This is a genomic window from Flavobacterium sp. (genome assembly GCF_050696275.1).
Classification (GTDB): Bacteria; Bacteroidota; Bacteroidia; order Flavobacteriales; family Flavobacteriaceae; genus Flavobacterium.
Genome location: NZ_JBOGUT010000022.1, coordinates 17892 through 42974 on the forward strand (window position 1 = coordinate 17892; position 25083 = coordinate 42974).

28 protein-coding genes are annotated in these 25083 nt (G+C 36.4%); 11 read left to right on the forward strand and 17 right to left on the reverse strand.

Translation table 11 applies throughout. From position 1 onward, the window contains the following. Positions 1-6: 6 nt before the first annotated feature. From ACRDEC_RS11835 to fahA, 4 genes are all read right to left on the reverse strand, one after another. On the reverse strand, positions 7-624 hold the full coding sequence (locus ACRDEC_RS11835) for a GNAT family N-acetyltransferase (RefSeq protein ID WP_431498559.1): 618 nt from the start codon (positions 622-624) through the stop codon (positions 7-9). Between the two features lie 727 nt (positions 625-1351). Then, a complete protein-coding gene (locus ACRDEC_RS11840; protein WP_431498560.1) occupies positions 1352-2536 on the reverse strand; it encodes a hypothetical protein in 1185 nt (394 codons plus the stop codon). A 195-nt stretch (positions 2537-2731) separates the two neighbouring features. Beyond that, a complete protein-coding gene (locus ACRDEC_RS11845; RefSeq protein ID WP_431498561.1) occupies positions 2732-3250 on the reverse strand; it encodes a hypothetical protein in 519 nt (172 codons plus the stop codon). Between the two features lie 82 nt (positions 3251-3332). Continuing rightward, positions 3333-4616 carry a fumarylacetoacetase gene (gene fahA, locus ACRDEC_RS11850; protein WP_431498562.1) on the reverse strand — a complete coding sequence of 428 codons (1284 nt, stop codon included), beginning with the start codon at positions 4614-4616 and terminating at the stop codon, positions 3333-3335. A 111-nt stretch (positions 4617-4727) separates the two neighbouring features. On the opposite strand from fahA, the gene glyA reads away from it, so the two are divergent. The 3 genes from glyA to ACRDEC_RS11865 all read left to right on the forward strand — a co-directional run bounded on the left by glyA (position 4728) and on the right by ACRDEC_RS11865 (position 7596). Continuing rightward, a complete protein-coding gene (glyA, locus tag ACRDEC_RS11855; RefSeq protein ID WP_431498600.1) occupies positions 4728-6002 on the forward strand; it encodes a serine hydroxymethyltransferase in 1275 nt (424 codons plus the stop codon). A gap of 114 nt (positions 6003-6116) precedes the next feature. Further along, on the forward strand, positions 6117-6632 hold the full coding sequence (locus ACRDEC_RS11860) for a hypothetical protein (RefSeq protein WP_431498563.1): 516 nt from the start codon (positions 6117-6119) through the stop codon (positions 6630-6632). Next, positions 6613-7596 carry a WD40 repeat domain-containing protein gene (locus ACRDEC_RS11865; protein ID WP_431498564.1) on the forward strand — a complete coding sequence of 328 codons (984 nt, stop codon included), beginning with the start codon at positions 6613-6615 and terminating at the stop codon, positions 7594-7596. Before ACRDEC_RS11860 ends, ACRDEC_RS11865 begins: the two co-directional genes overlap by 20 nt. 44 nt (positions 7597-7640) lie before the next feature. Here ACRDEC_RS11865 and ACRDEC_RS11870 read toward each other — a convergent pair whose 3' ends face one another. The 8 genes from ACRDEC_RS11870 to ACRDEC_RS11905 form a co-directional block, all read right to left on the reverse strand. Next, complete coding sequence (locus ACRDEC_RS11870; protein ID WP_431498565.1) at positions 7641-7862, reverse strand: DUF2798 domain-containing protein; 222 nt, start codon at positions 7860-7862, stop codon at positions 7641-7643. A 78-nt stretch (positions 7863-7940) separates the two neighbouring features. Beyond that, positions 7941-8759, reverse strand: coding sequence for an SDR family NAD(P)-dependent oxidoreductase (locus ACRDEC_RS11875; protein ID WP_431498566.1), 819 nt, complete (start codon positions 8757-8759; stop codon positions 7941-7943). Between the two features lie 77 nt (positions 8760-8836). Next, on the reverse strand, positions 8837-9424 hold the full coding sequence (locus tag ACRDEC_RS11880) for a TetR/AcrR family transcriptional regulator (protein WP_431498567.1): 588 nt from the start codon (positions 9422-9424) through the stop codon (positions 8837-8839). Positions 9425-9599: 175 nt separating this feature from the next. Next, a complete protein-coding gene (locus ACRDEC_RS11885; RefSeq protein ID WP_431498568.1) occupies positions 9600-10316 on the reverse strand; it encodes a DUF4386 domain-containing protein in 717 nt (238 codons plus the stop codon). 36 nt (positions 10317-10352) lie between these two features. Continuing rightward, the gene (locus ACRDEC_RS11890; RefSeq protein WP_431498569.1) at positions 10353-10784 is read right to left on the reverse strand and encodes a DUF6326 family protein; all 432 of its coding nucleotides are present in this window, start codon (positions 10782-10784) and stop codon (positions 10353-10355) included. Between the two features lie 212 nt (positions 10785-10996). Then, positions 10997-11416 carry an organic hydroperoxide resistance protein gene (locus tag ACRDEC_RS11895; RefSeq protein WP_431498570.1) on the reverse strand — a complete coding sequence of 140 codons (420 nt, stop codon included), beginning with the start codon at positions 11414-11416 and terminating at the stop codon, positions 10997-10999. A 29-nt stretch (positions 11417-11445) separates the two neighbouring features. Then, on the reverse strand, positions 11446-11859 hold the full coding sequence (locus tag ACRDEC_RS11900; protein ID WP_431498571.1) for a cupin domain-containing protein: 414 nt from the start codon (positions 11857-11859) through the stop codon (positions 11446-11448). A gap of 196 nt (positions 11860-12055) precedes the next feature. Next, positions 12056-13363 carry an epoxide hydrolase family protein gene (locus ACRDEC_RS11905; protein ID WP_431498572.1) on the reverse strand — a complete coding sequence of 436 codons (1308 nt, stop codon included), beginning with the start codon at positions 13361-13363 and terminating at the stop codon, positions 12056-12058. A gap of 286 nt (positions 13364-13649) precedes the next feature. Here ACRDEC_RS11905 and ACRDEC_RS11910 point away from each other — a divergent pair, with 286 nt between their 5' ends. From ACRDEC_RS11910 to ACRDEC_RS11920, 3 genes are all read left to right on the forward strand, one after another. After that, positions 13650-13811 (forward strand): hypothetical protein, encoded by a 162-nt coding sequence (locus ACRDEC_RS11910; protein WP_431498573.1) that lies wholly within the window; start codon positions 13650-13652, stop codon positions 13809-13811. A gap of 303 nt (positions 13812-14114) precedes the next feature. After that, a complete protein-coding gene (locus ACRDEC_RS11915; RefSeq protein WP_431498574.1) occupies positions 14115-14321 on the forward strand; it encodes a hypothetical protein in 207 nt (68 codons plus the stop codon). A gap of 149 nt (positions 14322-14470) precedes the next feature. Continuing rightward, a complete protein-coding gene (locus ACRDEC_RS11920) occupies positions 14471-15541 on the forward strand; it encodes a papain-like cysteine protease family protein (protein ID WP_431498575.1) in 1071 nt (356 codons plus the stop codon). A gap of 158 nt (positions 15542-15699) precedes the next feature. On the opposite strand, the gene ACRDEC_RS11925 is transcribed toward ACRDEC_RS11920, so the two are convergent. The 4 genes from ACRDEC_RS11925 to ACRDEC_RS11940 all read right to left on the reverse strand — a co-directional run bounded on the left by ACRDEC_RS11925 (position 15700) and on the right by ACRDEC_RS11940 (position 19193). Beyond that, positions 15700-16980: a hypothetical protein gene (locus tag ACRDEC_RS11925; RefSeq protein WP_431498576.1), complete on the reverse strand. Its 1281-nt coding sequence runs from the start codon at positions 16978-16980 to the stop codon at positions 15700-15702. Between the two features lie 90 nt (positions 16981-17070). Continuing rightward, complete coding sequence (locus ACRDEC_RS11930) at positions 17071-18042, reverse strand: hypothetical protein (RefSeq protein WP_431498577.1); 972 nt, start codon at positions 18040-18042, stop codon at positions 17071-17073. Further along, entirely contained in the window at positions 18039-18737 is a 699-nt protein-coding gene (locus tag ACRDEC_RS11935) for a hypothetical protein (RefSeq protein WP_431498578.1), read from the reverse strand. The genes ACRDEC_RS11930 and ACRDEC_RS11935 overlap by 4 nt, the downstream gene beginning before the upstream one ends. A gap of 54 nt (positions 18738-18791) precedes the next feature. Beyond that, the gene (locus tag ACRDEC_RS11940; protein WP_431498579.1) at positions 18792-19193 is read right to left on the reverse strand and encodes a hypothetical protein; all 402 of its coding nucleotides are present in this window, start codon (positions 19191-19193) and stop codon (positions 18792-18794) included. A 256-nt stretch (positions 19194-19449) separates the two neighbouring features. Here ACRDEC_RS11940 and ACRDEC_RS11945 point away from each other — a divergent pair, with 256 nt between their 5' ends. From ACRDEC_RS11945 to ACRDEC_RS11965, 5 genes are all read left to right on the forward strand, one after another. Next, positions 19450-20061 (forward strand): hypothetical protein, encoded by a 612-nt coding sequence (locus ACRDEC_RS11945; RefSeq protein WP_431498580.1) that lies wholly within the window; start codon positions 19450-19452, stop codon positions 20059-20061. A gap of 18 nt (positions 20062-20079) precedes the next feature. Further along, a complete protein-coding gene (locus ACRDEC_RS11950; protein WP_431498581.1) occupies positions 20080-20727 on the forward strand; it encodes a hypothetical protein in 648 nt (215 codons plus the stop codon). Then, positions 20720-21490, forward strand: coding sequence for a sensor histidine kinase (locus ACRDEC_RS11955; RefSeq protein WP_431498582.1), 771 nt, complete (start codon positions 20720-20722; stop codon positions 21488-21490). Before ACRDEC_RS11950 ends, ACRDEC_RS11955 begins: the two co-directional genes overlap by 8 nt. 6 nt (positions 21491-21496) lie before the next feature. Beyond that, positions 21497-22153, forward strand: a complete 657-nt coding sequence (locus ACRDEC_RS11960) for a response regulator (RefSeq protein ID WP_431498583.1) — start codon at positions 21497-21499, stop codon at positions 22151-22153. A gap of 177 nt (positions 22154-22330) precedes the next feature. Then, the gene (locus ACRDEC_RS11965; RefSeq protein ID WP_431498584.1) at positions 22331-23401 is read left to right on the forward strand and encodes an NAD(P)H-dependent flavin oxidoreductase; all 1071 of its coding nucleotides are present in this window, start codon (positions 22331-22333) and stop codon (positions 23399-23401) included. A gap of 101 nt (positions 23402-23502) precedes the next feature. Here ACRDEC_RS11965 and ACRDEC_RS11970 read toward each other — a convergent pair whose 3' ends face one another. Then, the gene (locus ACRDEC_RS11970; protein ID WP_431498585.1) at positions 23503-24984 is read right to left on the reverse strand and encodes a hypothetical protein; all 1482 of its coding nucleotides are present in this window, start codon (positions 24982-24984) and stop codon (positions 23503-23505) included. Between the last annotated feature and the right edge of the window lie 99 nt (positions 24985-25083).

The following is a 25083-nucleotide window of genomic DNA, read 5'->3' on the forward strand; positions in this document are numbered from 1 at the left end:
GGTAATTTATTTTTTTAAGAAAAGTGCCTGCTTGATGTTTTTTAATCTGGCCAGAACTTTTTTATTAAACGTGTAAGCTGTTTTCTGTGATTTTTTTTCTTTTGGATCGCACAGCATTCCGGTACACAAGCACATTTTAAAATCTTTGCTTTGAAGGATTTCAAAATTGGTACATGTTTTACAACCCGCCCAAAAACTTGGGTCAGCAGTCAGTTCTGAAAATGGAACCGGACGATATCCTAAATCGGAATTAATCTTCATAACCGCTAATCCGGTAGTGATACCAAAGATTTTGGCTTCAGGATATTTCTTCTGAGAATAATTAAAAACATACGTTTTAATTTTTTTTGCCAGTCCTAAGTGTCTGTAATCGGGATGAACAATCAGGCCTGAATGCGCTACGAATTTTCCATGCTGCCAGCTTTCGATATAGCAGAATCCGGCAAATTTTTCGCCTTCCAGAGCAATGACTGCTTCCTGATTGTCGATTTTCTTATGGATATATTCCGGTGTTCTTTTGGCAATACCTGTACCCCTTTGAAGGGCCGATGCTTCAATGGTATCACAAATTTCCTGTGCATAATGATAATGCTCCTTTTGAGCAATAACAATGATTACATTCATTTTAATAATGAGTAAAAGATTAATGAAAATAAAATACGGTTGAGGTTAGAAACAAGGCGCACTTGTTCCGGAAAAAATAACAGACCTTACGGCCGGACTGTAAAATTTACAATCGGTGAAGAAAAAATAAATTGTATGTGATTAAGACTTAATTGTCCTAATAAAAAAACGAATGTTTCCAAAATGGGAAAAATGAGAAATGAATAACAATGAGAAAAACTCGGGTACTAGAAACGTGACCGCTCTGTCCGTGAAGTGGGGATCAGGGTTTTCCGTGAAGAAAGATTACTATGTAACTTTACTGTTTTCATTGGGGCAAATGTAAAATATTTTTCAATGCAAAAAATAAAATTTTAAAAAAAGTATCGTAATCTTCTGTCGGCAAGTACAAAATTACAGAAGGAAAAATGCTATTACAGAAGCTAATTCAACTTTTGCAGAAGTGTAATAGACAATTACAGAAGGAAAATTATAGTTACAGAAGCGAATTGAATTTTCACAGAAGTGGAATAGACAATTACAGAAAGAAAATTACAATTACAGAAGCAAAATGAACTTTCACAGAAGTGGAATATAGAATGACAGAAGGAAAATTATAGTTACAGAAGCAAAACAAACTTTCACAGAAGTGTAATACATAATGACAGAAAGAAAATTACAATTACAGAAGCAAAAAAACACCTTCAGATGAAAGTGTTTTTAAGTGAAATCAATAGAATTCGAAGTTTTACCTCCTGAACTTATTTCTCGTAATAATGTTTTTGAGTTTTGCTTTCAAATCTTCTCCTGTATCATACACCATTTGTTCATTGCTTGGAAATTGAACCGCTTTTCTGCTGAAATAAGGCAGATAGTTATCGTCGCACGCATTTCGATCTCCATTGTAATTAGAATAGATGTTTTCAAAAATAAACTCACTCGACAATGGAAAAGTCTCTATTAGTTGATTGGTTCTGAAATCGATATAATCCACTTTGGCTGTAACTTTACATTCTTTGAATTGTCTGAATTCGTAAATATTGATGCGGATTGTTTTGAAATTATCTACCTTAATCGGATTACCTAAGCTGTCTTTTACGACATTTCCTCTAGGATCCAAAAGAAGTTTATAACCATCTTTAACTTGTTTTTCCTTAATAAATTCTTTTTCTTTAACTTGTTCTGGAGAAATTGCTATCTGACGGAAGTTAACAATCATTCCGTAGTCATAATTGATTCCTTTCTGGCGGTTGCTGTGATACACAGTCCATTTGTCGTTTAATCCGAAAGTACTGAAATCCAGCAAGTCATTCTGCAGACGGACAGGAATAACCATATTGGTCTCATTTTTGGTATACACACTAACGAAATCAGTCCCTTTAAACTGGGCTTCATCCATCAATTGTTTAACGTCTTTATAACCGGGATTAATGCTTTCAAGGTAAGCGAAATCATCATAAGCCCTGCGGTAGCTCATTTTATCATTGGTTTTCAATAATAATTTGGAATTATCGTAAAGATATTTAGATAAGGCGTTTTTACTGCTGATGATTTGATCGGAATAATTATCAAAAGGGAATATAGCATTTCTTCCCTGTTTAATTAGCTGTAAAGGCAATAACGGACGGATTTTTTCTTGTCGGCTATTTAGCTGCAGGTAGGTGTTGAATATTTTTTCCAAATTAGCCGGATTGGCATCTTTGGCGAACATATCAATATTCCTCAAATCACGTTCTTTGGCTTTGGCAAAAGCTTCTTCCAAAAGATATACATAATCTTGTTTTCCTTTTGCATTTTTGTTGGTTTTCAGTGCATCCGCTGCTCTGTGTATGGCACCGTCATAGTCACCATCACTAAGCATCGTTTGAGTTTGCTTGACACCACAGGCCGAAACGATAATAAAAAACGAAAACAGGAGTGTAATTTTCTTCATGGGATTAGAATTTTGACAAATATAATTTTTTTTTGAGAGCTATTCCTGCTCTCCATCATATCTTTTTTGTACTACTTTTTATACTACAAAAAGAATGCCATTTCAAATAAAATGTTTTGATTCCAATCCGAATAAAGTAATATGTTACAGTTGATTTTGGTTTTTTATAAAGTTAAGTCATTAAATAACAGCGGTTTATTGTTTTTTGAGGCGGTATTCTAAATCATATTCTACAGTCCATGTTTTTCCGTTATCAGTTGAAATTTCTCCAAACTGACGTACTTTTCCTTCCTTAAGTTTGAAAAAAGTCAGCCTTCTGATACTGGTAACACCTTTGTTATTAAATGGACGGCTTACAAAATACATCGCATCATTTTCGTAATGACCGGTTAGGTATTCAGTGCTTCCGCCGGTATTGTCAATCCAGTTTTGCTGCCATTGTTTTGTTGCTGAATTGTATGAGTTAAAGCTTTTTCCACTAAAAACAAGCCCTTGTTGTGCACCGGCTGATATCCATTCTTCAAGTACAACACAATTATCGAGTATTTTAGTTATTTTACTGTGGCCTGCCAGTTTTCCATTTAGGGCATAAGCATCCCATTCACCAACCCAGAAATCAAATTGGTTATACACAGGGTCTGTTTCACATGGTTTTTGGGCAAAAAGAAATTGGGTTGTGATGATAAATCCAAAGAGTACAATTGTTTTTTTCATTAGGTTGGGTTTTAGCAAAAAAATAAGAGCAATGTACATGAATTGCTCTTATTTGTATGTTAAATAAAATGTAAAGTACTGATTATTTGGTAGGTATTGGAGGTAAAAGTTTACTTGATACATCTCCGAAACCTATTCTTACTGAATCATTTTTGCAGAAACCTCTCATTGTTACCGTATCTCCGTCATTGATGAATTTGCGTTCCGAACCATCTTTCATCTGAATCGGATTCTTTCCGCCCCAAGTTAACTCAAGCATCGAGCCGAAACTATCTTCAGTTGGTCCTGAAATGGTTCCGGATCCCATCATATCTCCCGAATTGATTCGGCATCCGTTAATGGTATGATGTGCCAATTGCTGGCTCATGGTCCAATATAAATATTTCATATTCGATCGGCAAACGATGGTTTCTTCTCCTTTTTCCGGTGCGATTCCTACTTCAAGATGAATGTCGAAAGAGTGATTTCCTTTTTGTTGTAAATAAGGTAACGGTGTTGGCTCTTGCTTAGGACTTGCTGTTCTGAATGGCTCTAATGCATCCAGTGTTACAATCCATGGAGAAATTGAAGAAGCAAAGTTTTTGGCTAAGAAAGGACCAAGGGGAACATATTCCCATTTTTGAATATCCCTTGCGCTCCAGTCGTTCAATAAAACCATTCCGAAAATATATTCTTCCGCTTCTTTTACAGGGATATTTTCACCCATAATATTAGCATCTGTAGTAATAAAGGCAGTTTCCAATTCAAAATCCACTAATCTTGACGGTCCGAAAACAGGCAATGTTTCGCCATTAGGAACGGTTTGTCCCATCGGTCTGTGTACAGGAATTCCCGAAGGAACTATAGTAGAACTTCTTCCGTGGTATCCTACAGGGATATGAAGCCAGTTCGGTAATAATGCATTTTCCGGATCACGGAACATCTTACCAACATTGGTAGCGTGCTCTTTACTGGAATAAAAATCAGTGTAATCACCTATAAAAACCGGAAGCTGCATTTCTACATCTTTCATTTTAAAAATGACTACATCACGGTGTTTTTTATTATCTCTTAAGCTAGGATTATTAGCATCAAAAATATCGGCAATACGGTTTCTGACCAATCTCCATGTTTTTTTTCCGTCAGAAATAAAGTCATTTAAGGTGTCTTGCATGAAAACATCATCTGTCAAATCTATCCCTTCAAAATAATTTAATTGTTGTAAAGCACCTAAATCTATTGCAAAATCACCAACTCGAGTTCCTACAGTTACAATGTTTTCTTTGGTTAAAAAGACGCCGAAAGGAATATTTTGAATGGGGAAATCGCTGTCAGCAGCTATATCTAACCATGATTTTCTACTGGGATCGTTGGCTGTAATGGGCATAAGGTGGTATGTTTTATATGTTGAAAAATCTTGACCCAAATATATCATAATATGAGGTTTTAGCCAACGTTTTTTTGTATTTTTGAACTCAAATTAATGAAATTCTATAAAATGCAACGCGACGAACAAATTTTTGACCTTATTCTTGAGGAACAAGACAGACAAATTCACGGATTGGAACTTATTGCATCAGAGAACTTTGTCAGTGACCAGGTAATGGAAGCAGCCGGTTCGGTATTAACTAATAAATATGCCGAAGGATATCCCGGAAAAAGATATTACGGAGGATGTGAAGTAGTAGATGTAATTGAGCAGATTGCCATCGATAGAGCCAAAGCGCTTTTCGGTGCCGAATATGTAAACGTACAGCCACACTCTGGTTCACAGGCCAATACAGCTGTTTTTGCTGCCTGTCTGAAGCCCGGCGACAAGATTTTAGGTTTCGATTTGTCTCATGGTGGTCACCTAACTCATGGTTCACCAGTTAATTTTTCTGGTAAATTATACGATCCTGCATTTTATGGTGTAGAACCGGAAACAGGAATGTTAAACTACGATAAAATCCAAGAAGCGGCTACAAAAGAGCAGCCAAAATTGATTATCGCAGGTGCTTCGGCTTATTCCCGTGATATGGATTTCAAACGTTTTCGTGAAATCGCAGATTCAGTAGGAGCTATTTTAATGGCTGATATTTCTCATCCTGCAGGTTTAATTGCCAAAGGCTTGATGAACGATCCAATTCCGCATTGTCATATAGTTACAACAACAACACATAAAACATTGCGTGGTCCTCGTGGCGGAATGATCATGATGGGCAAAGATTTTGAAAATCCTTGGGGATTAAAAACGCCAAAAGGCGAAATCAGAATGATGTCTCATGTTTTGGATATGTCTGTTTTCCCTGGAAATCAAGGAGGACCGTTAGAACACATTATTGCGGCTAAAGCGGTAGCTTTCGGTGAAGCATTAACTGATGAGTTCTTCCGTTATGCAATGCAGGTACAAAAAAATGCCAAAGCGATGGCAGAAGCTTTTGTAAAAAGAGGCTACAATATTATTTCTGGCGGAACAGATAACCACATGATGCTGATTGATTTGAGAAATAAAAATATTTCAGGTAAAGAAGCAGAAAACGCATTGGTTAAAGCTGAAATCACTGTAAATAAGAATATGGTTCCATTTGATGATAAGTCACCATTTGTAACTTCAGGTATCCGTGTAGGAACTCCTGCCATCACTACTCGTGGTTTGGTAGAAGCAGATATGGAAACTATTGTTGCTTTTATCGACAAGGTTATTATGAACCACACGAATGAAGCTGTTTTGGAAGAAGTAGCTGACGAAGTAAACGAATTGATGGGTGAGCGAGCTATTTTTGTTTTCTAATCTCCAGAGATACATATACATAAGAAAAATCCCTCGATTGAGGGATTTTTTTATGCTCAATCCGGTGTAACTTTTCTAAAATAAACCGTCAAAATAAACTATAAATACATAACAATGAAATCAAAAATTTTTTACGCATTAAGTATTGGCAATTTACTGGCCTTTAGCTTCTATCTTTTTTCTTTTACCAGTAAAGCGGACACGACCGTTGATTTTCAGGACAAAATCATAAAGGTAAGAGGGATTGTTGTGGTTGACTCTTTAGGCATCGAACGGGTTATCATGGGTTCGCATTTACCGGAACCTAATTTTGGCAGGAACGGTTACGGAACCAGGGCAAATTCAAGAGGGAAAGCTGGAGTTTCAGGTGTTATGCTTTATGATGCCGAAGGGCAGGAGCGGGGAGGCTATGTTACAGATGACACTTTCGGGAATGCTTTCCTGACGCTGGATTCCAAAACCAGCATGCAATTGTTATTGCTGTCAGAACCTCAAGGGGCAGCGAGTGTCATACTAAACAGCAATGATAGAAAAAATGTAGTGACACTATCTACAGATGATGAAGATGCAGCTTTAAAATTAAAGAAAAACGGTAAAAATATACCCTTATATGAAAATGAAAAACAGTAAGATACTTCCGGCATTCCTTTTGCTTTTTGCCCTGTTGGGCTGCAAGAGTTCAACTATTTTTATTCCTAAAATGACCAATATAAACCCGGTATCTTATACTGATGTGATTTATGCAGGTGTTAAGGATACTGTTTTCGTATCTACTTTCAATGGTAGGATTTCAAAAAGAATAAAAGGAAATCCAAAAGAAATTGCTGTAGCAAAAATTACTGATGAAATCTATTCGTTGGCTTACCATCCCAAACAAAAGGAAATTGCTGCGGCAACTTTAGAAAGCGGTATTCTTTTGGTTGATGAAAATAATGGCAAAATAATAAAAAGCCTATCCTTAAAAACCACTTGGTCCATTGCTGTTTTCTATTCCGATGATTTTCATTATCTGTTTACACAAGATCAGAAAGGAAACCAATACGTATGGGATGTGAACCAAAATTACAAGGAATTATCATTGCCGGTTAATCTTCCAAAAGGAACCATCGTTAAAATTAATGGACAAAATATTGCTACTATTGTCAGCCCTGCGAAAGTGACTTATTGGAATTTGAATGAGAATACCCTACTGAAAGAAATTGTAGTCGATTTGAAGAAATTTGCTGATATGGATAAAGAAGGAAATTATCTTTCTTTAAACTATAATGAATGCACGAAATACAATAGCAATACTCACACCTCTGAATTTAAAGTCAAACATCCGAACTGGATTACACACGATATAGAAGATCAAAGCAAAGTGTATGAAGACAATTACAGCATGAACTTGACAACAGCAAGATTTGCCGGAAATAAAATTTTTACTGCCAGCATCGACCGTTCAATAAGAGTTTGGGACAAAAAAACCGGAGTACTTTTAAAAACGCTGTCAGACCACAAAGCAACGGTAAATAAACTAAAAGTTTCAAAAGACGAGAAACAGCTGGTTTCGGTCGATTTGAAAGGAGGAATTCAGTTTTGGGATCTCGAGTAAAACCCGTTTATAAAAAAATCCCCAATTGAGGGATTTTTTTATGCTTATGATTGGGAGTTTGGCACCACTTTTTCTACTAATTGTTGTACTTTCGGTCCTATAAGAAGTATTGCCGGAATGACAATTACATACGCCATTGCCCATGATTTCAGCCATATGTTTATAAAACGATTCGAGAATCCTAAATTAATAGAGATAAGACTAAAAGAAATAATTCCTGTTGTAACGATACCCATAAGGAGGGCAAATGCGATTTTCTGTTTCATGATTGTATGATTAATCTTTTTTTAATAATATAAAAGAGCACCCGTTCACTGTTATCAGGATGCCCTTCTGTAATTGAATTAATATCCATGGGCTGTTGCAGAAACTTCTTTCCACTCTTCCCAGCTCGCTAAACGTTCTTCATAAACTTGTTTCGCAGCCGGATAAGCTACTTTACCTAAAAATAATCGCAAAGGAGGATTAGCAGCATCTACCAGCTTGAGTATTGCCGATGCAGTTGCTTCCGGTTTTCCGTATTTATCAGGAGTCATGTATTCCTGAAATGCTTGCTTTAGAGGAGCATAAGTTTCCATAGGTTGGGTTTGTATAGCCGAAACACTGCCCCATTCAGTTGCAAAACCATTTGGTTCCACCATAGAAATTTTAATACCAAAATCAGCTACTTCACTGGCAAGTGTTTCACTTAAACCTTCCACGGCAAATTTTGAAGCATTATAAATACCCAACACAGGAAGTGTCAATACTCCTAGTATGCTGGATACTTGTATGATATGTCCTTTTTTCTGTTCTCTCATGATTGGTAATATTGCCTGAGTCATCCAAAGCAACCCAAAGAAATTAGTATCCATTTGGTCTCTTGCTTCTTTTTCTGAAGTTTCTTCTATGGCACCAAATAAGCCATAACCGGCATTATTAATCAGAACATCTATTCGGCCAAAATGATTCTTTACTGTTTGTACTGCGGCAAAACATTCTTCTCTGCTGTTGACATCCAGTTGAATTGGAAGTACAGCATCTCCGTATTTTGCAACCAAATCTTCAAGCACATTGCCATTTCGTGCTGTTACAGCTACTTTATCACCGCGTTTTAAAAATGCTTCGGCCCAGATTTTTCCAAATCCTCGAGAAGCTCCTGTAATTAAAATTGTTTTTGACATGTTTATTATTTATTTATAATTAATTCTTACTCTATGTTCAATACATGACCAATCGGTCATTTATTTGGTAAAAAAAATTACAGAGAATGTTCCTCTATAATTTTTTTCAAATATTTTGATATGACTTCCATTTTGGAATTATTACCATTTACTCTGCTTATTAGGATGCCACCTTCAATCATGGCAAATAGGGCAGTGGCAAACTCATTGTAATCCCATTCTGGTTTAAATGCTCCTTGTTTGATCCCGGATTCAATAATTTCTGCAATTGTTTTTTGGGTGAAATCAACCATTTTGCTCACCTTCATTTTTACAACATCATCAGTATCATCGGATTCAGTACCAAAATTCAACATCGGGCATCCGCCGGAAACGAGAGGCTTCAACGGATCTTCAAAAATATCGATGAAAGCAAAAAGTTTGTCTTTGGCTATCGAATGCTTACTTAATGAGGCATTTACTTTAGTAATCAACAATTGCATATTATGATCAACGGCAGAATTCACTAAAACATTCTTATTTTCAAAATGAACATACAAACTTCCTTTGGACAGTTTGGTAGCTTCCATCAAGTCGCTCATTGATGTGGCAGCAATTCCTTTCGTATTAAAAATGGGTGCTGCTTTTTCAATTATAAACTGTTTTGTTTTATCTCCTTTGTTCATGATCTTGTTCTAAATTACAGGGCAAAGATAAATGAACAATCGGTCATATTTATATTTTTCAGCATTTATTTTTACTAAATATTTCATAAAACCGCTTTAAGCCTTATAAACAGTAGATAAATAAGTTTAACTATTTTGCATAATTAAAAGTATTTTCCTGCTTAAAGTGTTAAAATCAATTAGTTACGATGTGTCTTTCTTTTGCACCCATAATCAAAAGCCATAGACAAGTTCCTATTTCGCCAAGGCTGGCTGGCAATCTTACATAAGAAGAAATTCCCAGTTTTCCATATTCTGGCAGCAAAGAAAATCCAAGAAAGTTAATCAGATAACTGAAACATCCCAACATCAGAAGAATTCCTAAAAATTTAGGTAAAAACCCGGATTTGAATACCAAATAACCAAAAGGAAGTAGCCAAAGCCCCCAAAATACCTGAACAATCAGGATACCCGAATCGTATTGGTTTAGATAAAACATCATTTGAGCCTGAAGTTCTTCACTAGTAAAAGCGTTGAGGTAGTGAGAACCATCAAGTAGCGAAAGAACAGCAAACTTATTCAAAATATTGATAAAAGAAATGGGCACACTGGTTATTGCCAAAATGACCATCAGCAGCGCACTGTTTTTATCGACCTGCTGCAACAATCGATATAAAGCAAGAGGCAAAAGCAAAAAGAATACATAACAGGTTAAACTGCTGACAATGCCAAGCCGGAACAGTGTTTCTGACTCCATAATATTGTGAATAGTTGCCTCCGCATTGTCCCATACAATAAGTTTGGAAGGTACATAAGCAAGGCTGAATATTCCGGTAAGAACTACTATTAAGTATAAAAACCCGGCTATTCTTGCATTTTTTTTGTTTGAGATGTTATTTCCTTGTGCAATCATTTCTGTTTTTTGTTTGAATATTGAATTGTTGGATGATTAAGCGTTTTTTGGCCAATGCCATGCCTGCCATACTATTGTTGCTGTAATGACCACTTCAACAAGGGCCAGAAAAACATAAAATGCCCACCAAGGAGCTATTGTGGTTACAGCTATCAACAGCATGATTGCAGTGTAAAAGATTCCAAAAAGGATATTAAATAATTTGTTTATTCCAGGCTTCAGCATTATAGATAAGACAATCATTACTGCCGGGATAGCCATCAGAAGAGAAGCCGAAAACAATTTTACCGGACTGTTAAGTAAGGTATTACCACTTATAAATCCTTGTATTTTTTGAGGTACATAAAGGGAAAAATAGTCGCCGTAGATATAACAGAACATTACGGAAGCCCATAAAGCAGAAAGCTTAATTTTTATATTTACTTTGAAATCCTGTAGATTGTTGGTGTTTGATTGGTTTGAGCTCATTTGCAATGGATTATGTTTTTCATATGTATGCTCTTTCTTTATTCTGTTACAGATTTGTAGGTTGTTTCTGTTTTCGGCTTTATTTTAATCTGAAAGGCAATAGCAAAAGTTCAGAGACACTTCAACTAAATAAAATGCGAAAAACTAATACATAAAAAAATGCAGCTTAGGGTGTTTCCTAAACTGCATTTTATCCAACCTGAAAGAAAATCTTAAATAAGGTTGTATTCGGTTTTAACATTGCCACGAATTGCTTTTGAATACGGACAAGTTTGTTCAGCACTTTCAACGATACTTCTGGCTATTGCAGGATCTAAACCTGGCAAGCTGATATTTAAACGTGCCTGCAATGAATAACCTTCGTCACTTGACACCAGATCAATTTCAGTGCCCACATAATGATCGGCAGGAAGAGCTACTTTTAAGTTTGCCGCTGCTTTTCCCATAGCTCCGATAAAGCAGGCAGACCATCCTGCGGCTAATAATTGCTCCGGATTTGTTCCGACTCCGTTTGATCCCGGAGAAGAAAGTTTAATATCCAGTTTTCCATCTGAACTGCGAGATTCACCAGTTCTGCCACCTGTTGTGTGCGTTACACCTGTATAAAGCACTTTTGCATTGTTTGTTTCCATTTTAATTGTATTTAAATTTATTAATTGTGTTATTTTTTCATTACCAGTATTGGTTTGCTTTTGTCAACAATGTAAGTGGCCAATTCAGCACCTATAACATTGCCTTTGTTCACCGCAGCATGATATGTTCCTGCCGGGATAAAAAGCACATCTCCAACTTTAAGCGTTATCGGCGGCTTACCTTCTATTGTATATTCAAGAATACCTTCCGTAACATAGATGATTTCTTCGCCGGGATGAGAGTGAAAACCAACCTTTGTGCCCGGATCTAAGGCTACAATCACCTGAACGGCCTCGCGTCCCGGAATACTAAGATCATGTCGTTGAAGCTCGGTGCGATGTACTCCAGATTGCTGAGCCATTGCTGAACCTGTGAAAGTAAGTGCTGCAAAACCAAAAAGACTCATTGCGCTGTGTAAATTTTTTTTAATTATAGTTTTCATATTTTATATTTTTAAATGATGGTCAAAGATATTGCCGCAACTTTTCGCTTAAAATCATTAAATAGGTCAAGCGGTCAAATTTGATGTTGAAACGGACATTCAAAAGCCTGAAAAATGACAAACTTTATTTATCCTGCAGCATTTTTTTTTATTTAAACGGAGCCCCATTCTTGATGACGCCGTCTTTAATCTTTATTTAATTACGCAATGATTTGAATGCTTTGCGCATCTCTTCTGTAAATAATTTTGGTTGTTCCCATGCTGCAAAATGTCCGCCTTTGTCCACTTCATTGAAATAAATCAGGTTTTTGTAGGCACGTTTCGCCCAGCTTTCCGGTGATGCATACACATCCTGTGGAAATGTTGTAACAGCTACCGGTATCGTGATTTTATCCGATTTCATATTACCTGCACTGATGATACTTATGTTTCGGTTTTCCCAATAAATTTTTGCTGAAGAAGCGGAAGAACCTGTGAGCCAGTATAGCGAAATGTCATCAAGCACATCATCTTTTGTAGGTAACTGTTTCGGATCATTACCATAAGACCAATGTTCAAAACCAGGATGTAAGAAAAGCCACGCTGCCAGTCCTGCAGGAGAATCTGCTAAGCCATAACCGATACCTTGTGGTCGAGTTTCCATCGTTGTTTTGTAAGTAAACCAGCCTCCTTTGATGGCTTTGTTCAGCTGATCGAAAGCAGCACGTTCTTTTGCAGAAAACTCTTCCGGAGCAGCATTTCCGCCTAAAGCCTTTCCAGCTTCATTTGGTAATGTAGCAGGTAAATTACTGTGAATTCCTAATAATCCTTGTGGTGCCATTAATGCCATCGAGTGAACAATTCCAGCGCCCCAATCGCCACCTTGGGCAACATAATTTTTGTATCCCAGACGTTTCATAAGTACAATCCATGCTTTTGCAATCCTGTCATTGTTCCATCCTGCTTCGGTTGGTTTACCCGAAAAACCAAATCCAGGTAATGAAGGGATGATAACATCAAAAGCATCTTCGGCTTTTCCGCCATGTGCTGTCGGATTGGTCAACGGATCGATAACATTCATAAATTCAAATACCGAACCCGGCCAACCATGGCTTAAAATAAGCGGCATTGCATTTTTATGTTTTGATTTTACGTGAATGAAATGGATGTCGACACCATCAATAGTTGTCATAAATTGCGGATACGCATTAAGTTTGGCTTCTGCTTTTTTCCAATCGTAACTGGTTCCCCAGTATTTAATCAATTCTTTCATGTTGGCAAGTTTCGCGCCTTGTGACTGATCGGTTACAGTTTCCATATCAGGCCATTTTGTAGCCTGAACACGTTGGCGTAAATCAGCTATTTCTGCTTTGGATATACTAACATGAAATGGACGAATCTGTTCCGATGTTTTAGAATTTGTTGAAAGTTCTTTTTGCGCAAAACCTGTGTTTGCTAACAGCATAAAAGCAGCGGTTGCGATAGTACCGGTAAGGCTACGTTTGTTCATTTTAATTGTTTTCATTTCTTTTTTCTTTAATTATTGAATAGCATTCTTAATTTGATAGGTCAAAGATATTACGGTGTTCTGTGGGACGAAAGCAGCAAAATAGGGAAGCGGGCAAAGTAGACTGTGAATCGGACATTCTGAATCTTGAAGTATTTAATTGTTTTTAATAATCAGATAATGAGTAGTTTGCGTTTAGTTTATCTGCATTATATCTTCTTTATCTTAAAAACACTATTCTTTTTTAAGACATTGCTATTCCAATGGAAATGGTATAATTTATTCAGGCTTAATTTTATGAAAAATGAATCTGCTTGGCGCAGAAGAGTCTCAAGTGGGTTCAGAAGGTTTCCACTTCGGTATTAAAGGTTTCCACTTCGGTACCGAAGGTTTCCACCTAAATACATTATACTATTACTCGGATAAAAAATCTCCTAATCCTACTGCTGCAGTTGGTTCATTGTAAGTTACACGTTCGTGAACTTGAGCTATTGCAGTTCGGTCAATAGTTATACTTAATAATTCAGGGCGGCTGTAGTGGCTACGAGCATCCATTAATTGAAAGATTTTGTGGTAGTTAGCAATAAAACTTCGGGTAGTTTTGAGAAAATTTACATAAAGATAGTTATTAAATTCATTAATTTCAGTTAGATAAAAATCATTAAAATTTGGGATTGCAGCGCTGTTTTTTTAGCTCTATGTTTGACTGTTATTTCGGACTATAAAACTGTATAAGAGATAATTGCGTAAATTCTAAAAAAAAATAATTATGAATGTGATGACAATAATTGTAGAAGAAACTAAAGATGGTTTTTCAGCTTACGTTGATAAGGCAGAAGGGATTTACGCTATGGCAACTACCATGACCGAATTAAAAGGGACTATTTTAAATGCTATTCGGCTTTTTAAAGAAAAGAACTCCGGAGATACGCTTCCTGAAATACTAAAAGGCGAGTATCAGATTGTTTATGTATAGTTTTGGATACAGATAAGTCCAAAGTAAAATCCTGTTTCTCATAACTGCCAAAAAACGAGTAATACTACGTATAAATCTTCCATTGAAAACAAGTAGGTTTACTTCATTAATCTATTGGAATATAAATCATTAAATTTGATAAGTGTATTATGCGAAATATAGCTTTGCCATTTGTCATGCAATATCAGACCCAAAGTAATTGGTGTTGGGCCGCTAATGCTGCAAGTATATCGATTTTTTATAACAAATCGTCAGCTGCTACACAATGTGCTGTAGCCTGTGTATGTCTGAATCGTACAGATTGTTGTCATGGCAACGTGCCAGCTTGTAACGTGCCGTTTTATTTGGATCGTGCATTGAAGGTGGTAGGAAATTTGAGGCAATTTGTAGGTCAGTATATTGATATGTCAGCCATAAAGACCGAAATAGATAACGGTCGGGTAATTGGAACGCGGATTGGATGGCGCAATGGAGGAGGTCATTTTGTGTCTTTGTTCGGTTACAATGACCTCATACCGTCAAACAGCTATATCTATGTTGCCGATCCTATATATGGGACATCCTATATGAGTCTTTCGGATTTTACATTCAATTATTTAAGCGAAGGAAGCTGGACGACTACTTATTTTACCAAAGGACATACAATGTTACATTTTAAAAAGTTAGACGAGAAAATTATTGAAAAGGCCATAGCGATGATGTCTCCGCCTTCTTTTGGCGAATTTAAAGAATCCAAATCAGAAGAAACTAAGTCTGATATGATGGGACATGCTATTTTTAATATTGATATGGAATCGTTAAAAGGCAGCGGAGAAGTTATTTTTGAACAAGTAGGTGAACGATTAATGGATAGGGATACTGTCAGTAAAAATAATTTCATTTTTGAATTCGCTAACATTGATAAAAAAACCAATCTGAACAGGATTATTTATGGTGATGAATATACCAAACACTATTTTAACGTTTTTGAGAACCTGAAGAAGGATTCCCAAAAAAAGAAAGAAGATTTTAAAATCAGTGTTGTGCGCCTGCCTTCTCTTAAAGTGGATGCAGTATGGTTAGAAGGAATTGAAGGTACTTCAGATGAATGGTTTGTTCCGCTGTTTACCAATGATTTTTTAAAAGCAAATGACCGTTATAGTAAAACTGAATTTTATGAACTGCTCCGTAAAAATGCTGCAGAGACAAAATTCTACGATGATGATATGCTGGGTGGGTAATCTTAATGATAGGGTATTTATGGGACTGCTGTTATCTTTAAAGCAGCGCACTCAAAGCGCTAAAGTGCTTCTAATGTTAGAAGCACTTTTTGTTTTTTTAATCCGGTCGAGTTTGTATTACAAATAAAAACGAGAGACAATTCCCTCGTTTTTAACTTTTACAATGGCTGTCTTTTCCAGGAAATAATAATATCATCTGTTACAGGATTGATTCTCAAGTCGAATAACTTGTCTGTTTTACTTGGCGTTAGTACAATTTCCTTGTTGTCAAAGGTTTTCACCAATGCATAATTGATGTTGGGCCTGTTATTGTCCACAGGATCCGGCAAAACGACTACTGAAGGATTGATAGCGGTTATTTTCTGTATCGCTGTTTGCTTTTTGTGGATAGGATAGATGGTTTCCATTTCCTTATATCGGAAGGTTAGAGTGGAGAGACCACGGCCACCTCTGGGTTTACCATCTGATTTACAGGTTATTTTTCCTTTAATCTGCTGTTCCGTTGTATGATCAAATTTGTGACCTCCTCCATATCTTTGGTACCATGAAACCTTCTCTACTGATGCAGGATCGAAAAGTCTGCCACCAGTAGGATTCAGGTTGAAAACGACCGTGTTGCTGTCCTGGTTACCCAACCAATCACTGGTACTGGTTTTACATTCGCAGCTGTATGAAATGTAATCTGAAAACTTTTTCTCAGGTAATTTCTGTTCGTAAAAAACAGTCAATTCACCAATATTGAAAGGAGCAATAGGAATTAGAAATGGCTCTTGTTTTACTTTTTTTACCCTGAAAAGGCCTTTTCTCCAGTTGAATACTATTTTGGCATCGGCGTAATAACTATTCTCTCTTGCCGCTGGTATGTCGGCCGAATCGATGCGAAATATGAGTTCACTGTAATTGGTTTGTGTCGGTTTTATTTTCTTGCTGTTTAAGACGATATACATGCTTTCTGTCTGGTCAAAATTTTTGCCTTTGACTTTGAATGTATAAGATTTGCTGTACCCTTTAATAAAAGTTTCTGTTTCATATTTGAAGATACGGGGTTCTTTTTTCTTATAGAATAAACCATCAGCGGCTTCGGAGATTTTAGTGGCAACAACATCTATATTTTCAATATCTTCCTTGATGGCCTTATCCAGATCACTTGATAGGTTTTGGACCTGATTGAACAAAGCCAGTTGGTTTTCCCTCAGTAATTTGTCGGTATTTCCTATGGTTTCGTTAATGTCTTTCCGTAAACTGGCTGATAATGACAACATCATATTTCCAGCATTTCCAATGGCATTTGTCGCCAGATTGTCGATGGTTTGAAGTTGTCGGGTCATGGTGGCATCAATTTCGTCTAAGGCAACCAAAGCAGCCGCACCTGTTACCTGAGAATAGCAGTTGTTGAGGCAAAATCCTAAAAAAAGGATTGTAAATAATAGTTTTTTCATAATGTATTTGTTTAAGGGTTATTTAAAAATGATAATTGGCAGAAGTAGTTAAGAGTATGCCATGATTACCAATGCGTTTAAAAGAAATGGCTATTTGAGAAAATTAAAAGACAACATCCAGAACTCTTGTTTTCCGAGTCCATCTATTGGGCTTTCCCCTTTATTATAAGACAGGCCGATGGATAAATTATCATTGTCAATAGGGTATAATTTCAATTCTCCTTTGAAAAAATGCAGATAGTTGGGATTGCCATCAAAATTATCTGACAGTATGTTGCGGCCTTCATAGTTTACTACTATTTCCAGTCCTTTTTTCCAAAACATTTTGTCTAACTCTTTTTCACTTTTCTCTTCAACTGTTTTTGTTACCGTTACACCGTCCGGAGCAAGAGTATTGGTCACTGTTATCAATTCTATTTTTGTTTTTTTCTTTAGCAGTATGCTTCCGCCGATGTTAAAATAACTTCTCAGATTATAACCATTTTGAAGAGGACTTTCGGCATCAAAAGCAGTCTGATATTCTAAACCGATTTTAGGATTAAGCTGATAAGCAAACCGACTGCTTTTTAAGGCATAGCTTGCAAAACTAGGAAGGTCTTCTCGGTTGGAATAAAACTGCAGGTAACTTTGTGCTAAAAAGGAACGGCTTTTTTGAGCATTATCATTTAAATATTCCACAGAAGTTTCGTTGATAAAGGCCATATTATCTTCTATTCTATAAAAAGCATTATGTGCCAATCCGAACTTATAGTTTTCCTGTCTTTTATCAATCTGATTATTTTTATTATAGACATAGAAAACTGTTAATTCATGATTTTGATTTCTTCCCAGTTCTGAAAAACTATAACCAATACCGGCATTTATCTTAAAAATATCTTCCTTTTCTTTTGGAAAGGTAAAGGATAGATTAGCTGGTTTTTCATCATTGTCTGTTCTGCTTTCAAACGACTTTCTGATGGTGATGTTTTCCCAAAATGGACTGGGTGTTTCGTTCTCTTGGCTATAGCTGTTCAGGTTGAAAAGCGATAAACCTATACATAGTGAGGTGTAAAATAGTTTCATGATATCTGTATTTTTTTATTTACTAAAGCAATGCAATCCCCAACAGTTTTGCATTTGTTCATTTCAGCCATAGTGATTTTGGAATCAGGGCTAACGATAAATTCGTTTAATTTGATGGCCAGCATGATATAATCATTGGCATTGTATAATAAATTCTTTTTTAAATTAAGCAGTTCCATCAACTGGTTTGGGTCTGTTGAATAATTTCCCTTGACATTCAAGATGACTCTTTTCACTTTAAAAGAAATATCACCTTCAGCTGTATCAAAATGAGAAAGAGTTGTTAGGTATTTAGACATTAGTTTTCGCACTTCTTTGTGATTTTCCTCCTGTAATAACTTAACTTCCTTGTTATACTTTTTTTCATTAGAGTTTTCATATTTGAATTGTTTTATTGCATTCAGGTAATTATCCTGGGTATTTATTGAAATAGAATTGTCTTCAAGATATTTGTATATTTCTTTTTCAATTCTTTCGCAACTAATGACGAATGGTTTTTTAAGGACAATTATTGTAATAAGGTCACCATCAATAGTATATTCTATTTCAAAAGAACCAATAGGAGTTGGTACTTTAAAATGACCTTTGGATACATTACCTTCAAATGTTCCACCGTTTCCCATTACGGCATCTTTTAATTTCTGCACAGCCTCATCTTTGGGTTGAGGGTAGTTAATTTCAATTTTGCAGCTCATGATATGTTTTGTTTTTTTGCCTACTCTTTAATTCCCTTTTCGGCTTGCGGGACTTTATCCTTTATAAAAGAAAGGAATGAACAGTGTCTGAAGGGCTAATACTGTGGATGCGATAATTTTTAATACATTTTCCGGATAGTCGGATATTGCGGGAGGAGCTGTTGCAAATACCCAGATTATTAAACTGATTGTAGAAAAAAGGATTTGATTTCTTTTAGTTACTCCTGAAATTCTGAACAGATAAAAAGGAGTGATTACAATAAGAATCAGCATTGAGATCCATGATATACTATCCTTTATATTGTCATCTAAACTTAGAATCAGACCATTGATAGTGATATAAACCGATATAATTTCTGAAGGAATTAATTTGACCAAACGTTCTCTATAATTGTTAGGTCTTTCAACTGAATCTATAAGTTCAGCATCTTTTACTGATTTGATTTCTCTTGACATGACTTTATGTTTTAATAATTATTCATTTCAAAATTACTTTTGTATCCAAGCCCTGACAATAGTGGAAACACTACTTCGCATTGGTTTTTTGCCTAAGAGATTGAAATTGCTGCGAATGCCTGAATTATTAAGAAAAAAGTGATATTTTAGCCTATAATGGCAGTGGGGAAATATCTTAACCGAAATAGTGTTTTGCCTATTGATGCCAGTACATAAATAAATAACCTTTGTATCGTAACCTTTAAAATTTATAATTATGAAAAAAACAATACTCTTTTTATTCCTGTCATTGGTGATGGTGGGATGTAAGCCAAGTAATGATGATCCAAACCCATCGCAACCGGGAACTGCTGCAACGGCTAATCCTGTAAATTGTATTGATCTCACAGATTATCATACGAAAGTTACTCAGGAAGAAAAAGCGGAATGGTTAAGGAAAAACGGAGAGAATGTATGTGAATCGGTTTTGTTTCATGAAATTGAAGGAACTCATTTGATTTCAAATCCAGAGGAGATAGAAGAGACTGTAGGGACAACGGGTTTAAAAATGAAATGGGGGGAGATAAAGAATTTTATAGGTACATCTGTTTATAATGCTTATATCAGTTTTGATATTGATCCGAACAGAAACATTACCGGGATAAAAATGATTCCCAAATTTGACCCGAAAACAACATGTTATTCATTGCCTTTATTCAGGAGCATAGCAGCAAAAAATACGTTAAAGGACACGGACCTTTTTGAATTTAAGGATGCCAGGGTAGGAACTGTCCAAACAGTAGTTATTAAAGTTTCAAACTCCATTACCGCAGCTTATTATGATTATTCAGATGAGCCTGGAACTATTCCTTTCAGGTCAGCATTGTAGCCCCAAAAATATACGATTATGGAATCATTTCTTTTTTATTTTCTTAAGCCCATAAAAGTACTTGTTTTACTGACGTTATTATTTGCCATATCGCGGTTGAATTGGAAAAACCAGACCCACCGGTATGTGCTGTCGCTTCTTCTGGTATGCTTTTTTACTGAACTTTTTAATTCAATATTGAAATCAAAGGAACAATCGACAAACCTGGTAACATCATTGAGTATTATTATCCATCACAGTCTTTGGCTTTTGATTTTGGAAAGATTTGTAATTGTTAAAAAAACCGCCCGTATATTGCTCTATTGTTTTATCGCATTTGCAGTAATCAACCTGTTTTTCATGGAAGGAACGGACGGTTTTGATTATTATACTTTTGTAATTGGCGCATTCCTGTATATACTGATTTTTATCTATGATAGTTTTTACAAGCTGAAAAAAGAAGATTTCCCTTTTTTTCTTTCCAATAACTATTTGTTGTTGCTCGCTCCCGTGCTTTTCTTTTTCGGATTGAGCTTTATGTTTGGATTTAAAAGCAAATCCATTACTTCCTTTATTATTTTTGGAGATGTAAAGCTGTATACTTTTATAATTTATTTTGTAAATATTGTATATTATGCTTTGATAAACCTGTACCTCTATCGTGAAAAAAAAATAAAAAATGAATAGCATTGCTTTTGGTATCATTATAGGATTTCTTTTCATCAGCCTGCTGGTATTGTTCTGTATACTTATTGTGAAGCTCTATATGAACAAGGTTAAAAATTACACCCAACAGCTTTTCCAAAAGGATATTGACTTCCAGAAAGCCATAAATACCGCAATGGTGGAAACTCAGGAACAGGTACTGAATAATATCTCGCAGGATCTCCATGATGATGCCGGGCAACAGCTTACTTATATTAATTTCCAGTTGGAAAATCTCAAGCTGGATTATCCTAACCTCAATGATGTATTATGGCCCTTATCTCAGTCGGTTGGCCATTTATCCCAATCCATCCGAAGCATTAGTCATTCGTTAAATAACCAGCTGTTGTTGCAGCAGGATATTGTAAAAGCCATTGCAACAGAAGTGGAGCGATTGCAGAAAAACCCAAAAAAGAAACTAAAACTAAGTATTAGTCAGAGCGCCAGAAAAGAATTGAGTGCAAATGAAAAAATAGTAATTTACCGCATCTTTCAGGAGATTATTAATAATTGCTTTAAGCATGCCAAGGCTACCCGGATTGATATCCAAATCAAAACCTATCCTGCATTCGTACTGAGTGTGTCTGATAACGGCAAGGGTTTTGACTATCCTGTTGTTACAGATGGTAAGCGTACCCTCGGCCTGCAGAATATGGAACATAGAGCTAGGATTATTCACTATGATTTGGTTATTGTATCCAAAGTAAATGAAGGAACTACCATTACACTTTCCGAAAAATTATAATTATTTATGGAACAAATTACAATATGTATTATAGACGATCACGCTATTGTGAGGCAGGGATTAAAAGAACTGTTACACAAAATAGGCCATTATAAGGTCATACATGAATTTGATAATGGAGAGGATTTTCTGGAAGCCTTACCTTTAAACCCTATGCCGGATATGTATATTCTGGACTATTCGATGCCTAATATGAATGGGATACAGGTATTACAGGCATTGGAAGAAAAGCAAGAGGAATTTAAGGTACTGCTTTTGACCCAGCATTTTGACGAACAAATCATCAATGACGGATACCATCATGGTGCCAGAGGTTTTTTGCATAAAAATTGTACCGCTCAGGATTTGAAATTTGCCATTGACAATATCATCAAAATTGGATATAATAACATCACCGAGATATTAAAACGTATCCGAAATTACGCTGCTGCTCCAGAAAATGAAGTCCATCCGGTACAGTTATCGGAAAGAGAATTGAATTTTCTACAGCTCGTATGCGATGAAAAAGAGTTTACCTACGAACAGATGGCTGATATCATGAACTTGTCTGTAAAATCAATTGAAGCTTACCGTACTGCGCTTTTTGAACGATATGAAATTAAATCTAAAGTTGGTTTGGTATTATTTTCCCATAAATACAGACTGACAGCTCCATTTTTGTAATTACATCAGTTCAACCAATTGTGATGTAGATCACGTAATCGGCTGAAAATTACTGCCTTATTTTGTATTGTTATTTGATCAGTTTTTGTTTTATAGTCTTAGAAATCATTAACTTAGATGTAAGATAGGCTACTGGTTATTATGAACAGATTAGTAACAATGTAATTATTTAGAGTAATGTGGCATCAGACAAAAATAACGGAAGCTTTTGGGATCCAGTATCCTATTTTTCAAGGTCCAATGGGTGGTGGTTTTTCAACAATTGAATTGTTGGCTGCCATTTCCAATGCTGGAGGTTTAGGGAGTTTTGGAGCATACACCCTTACTTCGGAACAAATCTTAGAAACAGATAAAGAAATTAAATTAAAAACGGACAAACCCTACAATATCAATTTATGGGTATCGGATGTGGATGAACGGTTGAAAAACTATCCAGCCGAAAAACTAGCACAGGTAGCAGCACTTTTTAAGCCTTATTTTGATGAATTAAGTATTCCCGTCCCGGAACTAACCGTAGAAATCCCGTCAAAATTTGACCGGCAGGTTGAGGTTCTTTTTCAGATCCGACCGAAAGTGTTCAGTTTTATATTTGGAATTCCTTCAGCAGAAGTTCTGAAGGAGTCCCGTAAATTAGGAATTAAAACTGTTGGAGCCGCTACAACGGTTGACGAGGCTTTGTTGCTTGAAGCAGCGGGAGTGGATGCGATTGTTGCTGCCGGTTTTGAAGCAGGCGGACACCGACCTTCCTTTTTGAAACCTGCTCAGGATTCTTTCACGGGAACATTTACATTAATTCAACAACTGAAAACCAAAGTAAAAACGCCAATTATAGCGGCTGGTGGTATTATTGATGGAAAAGGTATTGCTTCAGCACTCACTTTGGGTGCCGACGCCGTTCAATTGGGCACCGCCTTCTTAACCAGCGCCGAGTCCGGAGCAACTCAGGAACATAAAAATAAACTATTATCAAATAGCGGAGAATATACCGTACTTTCTAAATCTCTAACAGGAAGACTGGGACGGATGATTGAAAACCGGATATCAAGAGAAGTTAAGTTTGAAACAGAAGTGTTGCCTTTTCCACTTCAAACTAAATTAATGGCTCCTCTTAAAGCCGCTGCTCTGGTACAGGGGAAAACAGAAATGATTAGCTATTGGTCAGGACAGAATAACATGAATCTTAAAAACTGGAAAGCCGAAGAATTAATGCAATGGCTGGTTTCGGAAACAAATAAAATTCTTGACTAAACCATTTTCAGGAATTTTAGTAATGCCATCAAATACAATATAAAAAAACGAGGGAGCAATCCCTCGTTTTCAATTACAAAACCAATCATAATTATCAGATTTTATTTGATAGAAACCACTTTTCTGTTTGGTAATGGTACTATAGCGCTATAAACGTGACTCAAATCAGTAGGCTCTAAGCCTCCGCCATCCGAATGACAGTAAAAGCAAGATCCGTTTGTGCTGTAATTACTTCCGTTTTGAATATATGTTTCCATACTACAGTTGGCCAGTTGACTGGTACCAATAGCTACACCCGGAGTTGTCAGGCTAGGGGAGTAACTAGTTCCTAAAGGGCCTGCACCGCTATCTGTCCAAGTGGCTCCAATGAACAAGTATTTTTTTCTTACATCACCATCAGGTAAATATTTACGTATTGCATTGTTTATTGCCAATACCTCACTATTCGCCGCAGCAGGACTTGCATCTTCCGCATTAGGCTGCACGTTGTAACCGCTTCCCCATGGTTTGGTACGTCTTGTATTACTTGGACTCACGGTATAAGTTGGTCTGCTTTTAATACTGTCTGAAGCAAAATACATGTGTGATACATTAGCTGTGTCTTTTACATTTGAGTTCAACAGCCAGCCAGTATCTCTCTTGTCCGGTGCTACTGTAACAGTGTTGCCTTTGTCGTCAATATATTGATAGGCTGCATTAGGAGCGCAGTTTTCATGTTCAAAAGTAGCCCACACCATTTCAGGGTGACCGTCGGTGCTTCCTACAATATGCATTCCTATTAATGCCAGTTTTGCTTTGCGTTCCCCACTGACTGTCCATGCGTTAGGAGTTTTTGTGTAAGTTGGAATGATTGCTTCGACAGTAACATAGTCTTCCGGATTTTTCAAGCTTTCGGCCACAACCCATGAAGTCTTTAATTCCATAGCTAAGGTATTTGGAGCTCTTACTACAGCACCTCTTTCTTTGGCGTATGCCACAATACTGTCACGCGCACCTGCCGTAGTAGGGAAAGTCTTTCCACTCATTTTTCCGTTCTTTTGAGCGGTTAGGTATTCGGCATAAACATCATTAGCCATAGAAATATAATAAACAATATTTCCGTTTTTATCCATAAGCACGTCGTCAGTTGCCTGGGCTTCTTCACTGTTAATGGAACGTACCAGATCAATATTAGCCATAGCTCGTAACAGTTGTCCTTTTTTATGTGGTATCAGGCGGCGAATTCCGTTTTGTTTAGGGGTAATGGTATAAAATACAGGAGATTCCATTACTGTATTTCCACCTCCATACGTGCCGTCAGTATCAGGAGAAGTAATCCATAAGAACATTTGCTCTGACCATTTGTAAAAATCACAATTGTTGTTGTGCACGAAATCCACACTGTTTTTAGGTAGTACAGCTCCATTTTCGGTAGCTATTCCTGACTTGAACCAAGTGTTGAACTCCTTATCTGTTAATTTGCAGGTCGAAGAAACATTAAGCGGCAAATAACTCGCTTCCTGCTTCACGTCCGATTTGCATGCCCATACTATGCTCAGCAGAGCACAGCAAATAACACTGATTTTCAGTACTTGTGTTTTCATAATTGATTTGTTTTTGGTTGTTTGTTCTATAAAGATATTATAATTATTCGTAAAATACTTACAAACATAGGTTTTATATGCAGTAAAAAAATGAGTAGA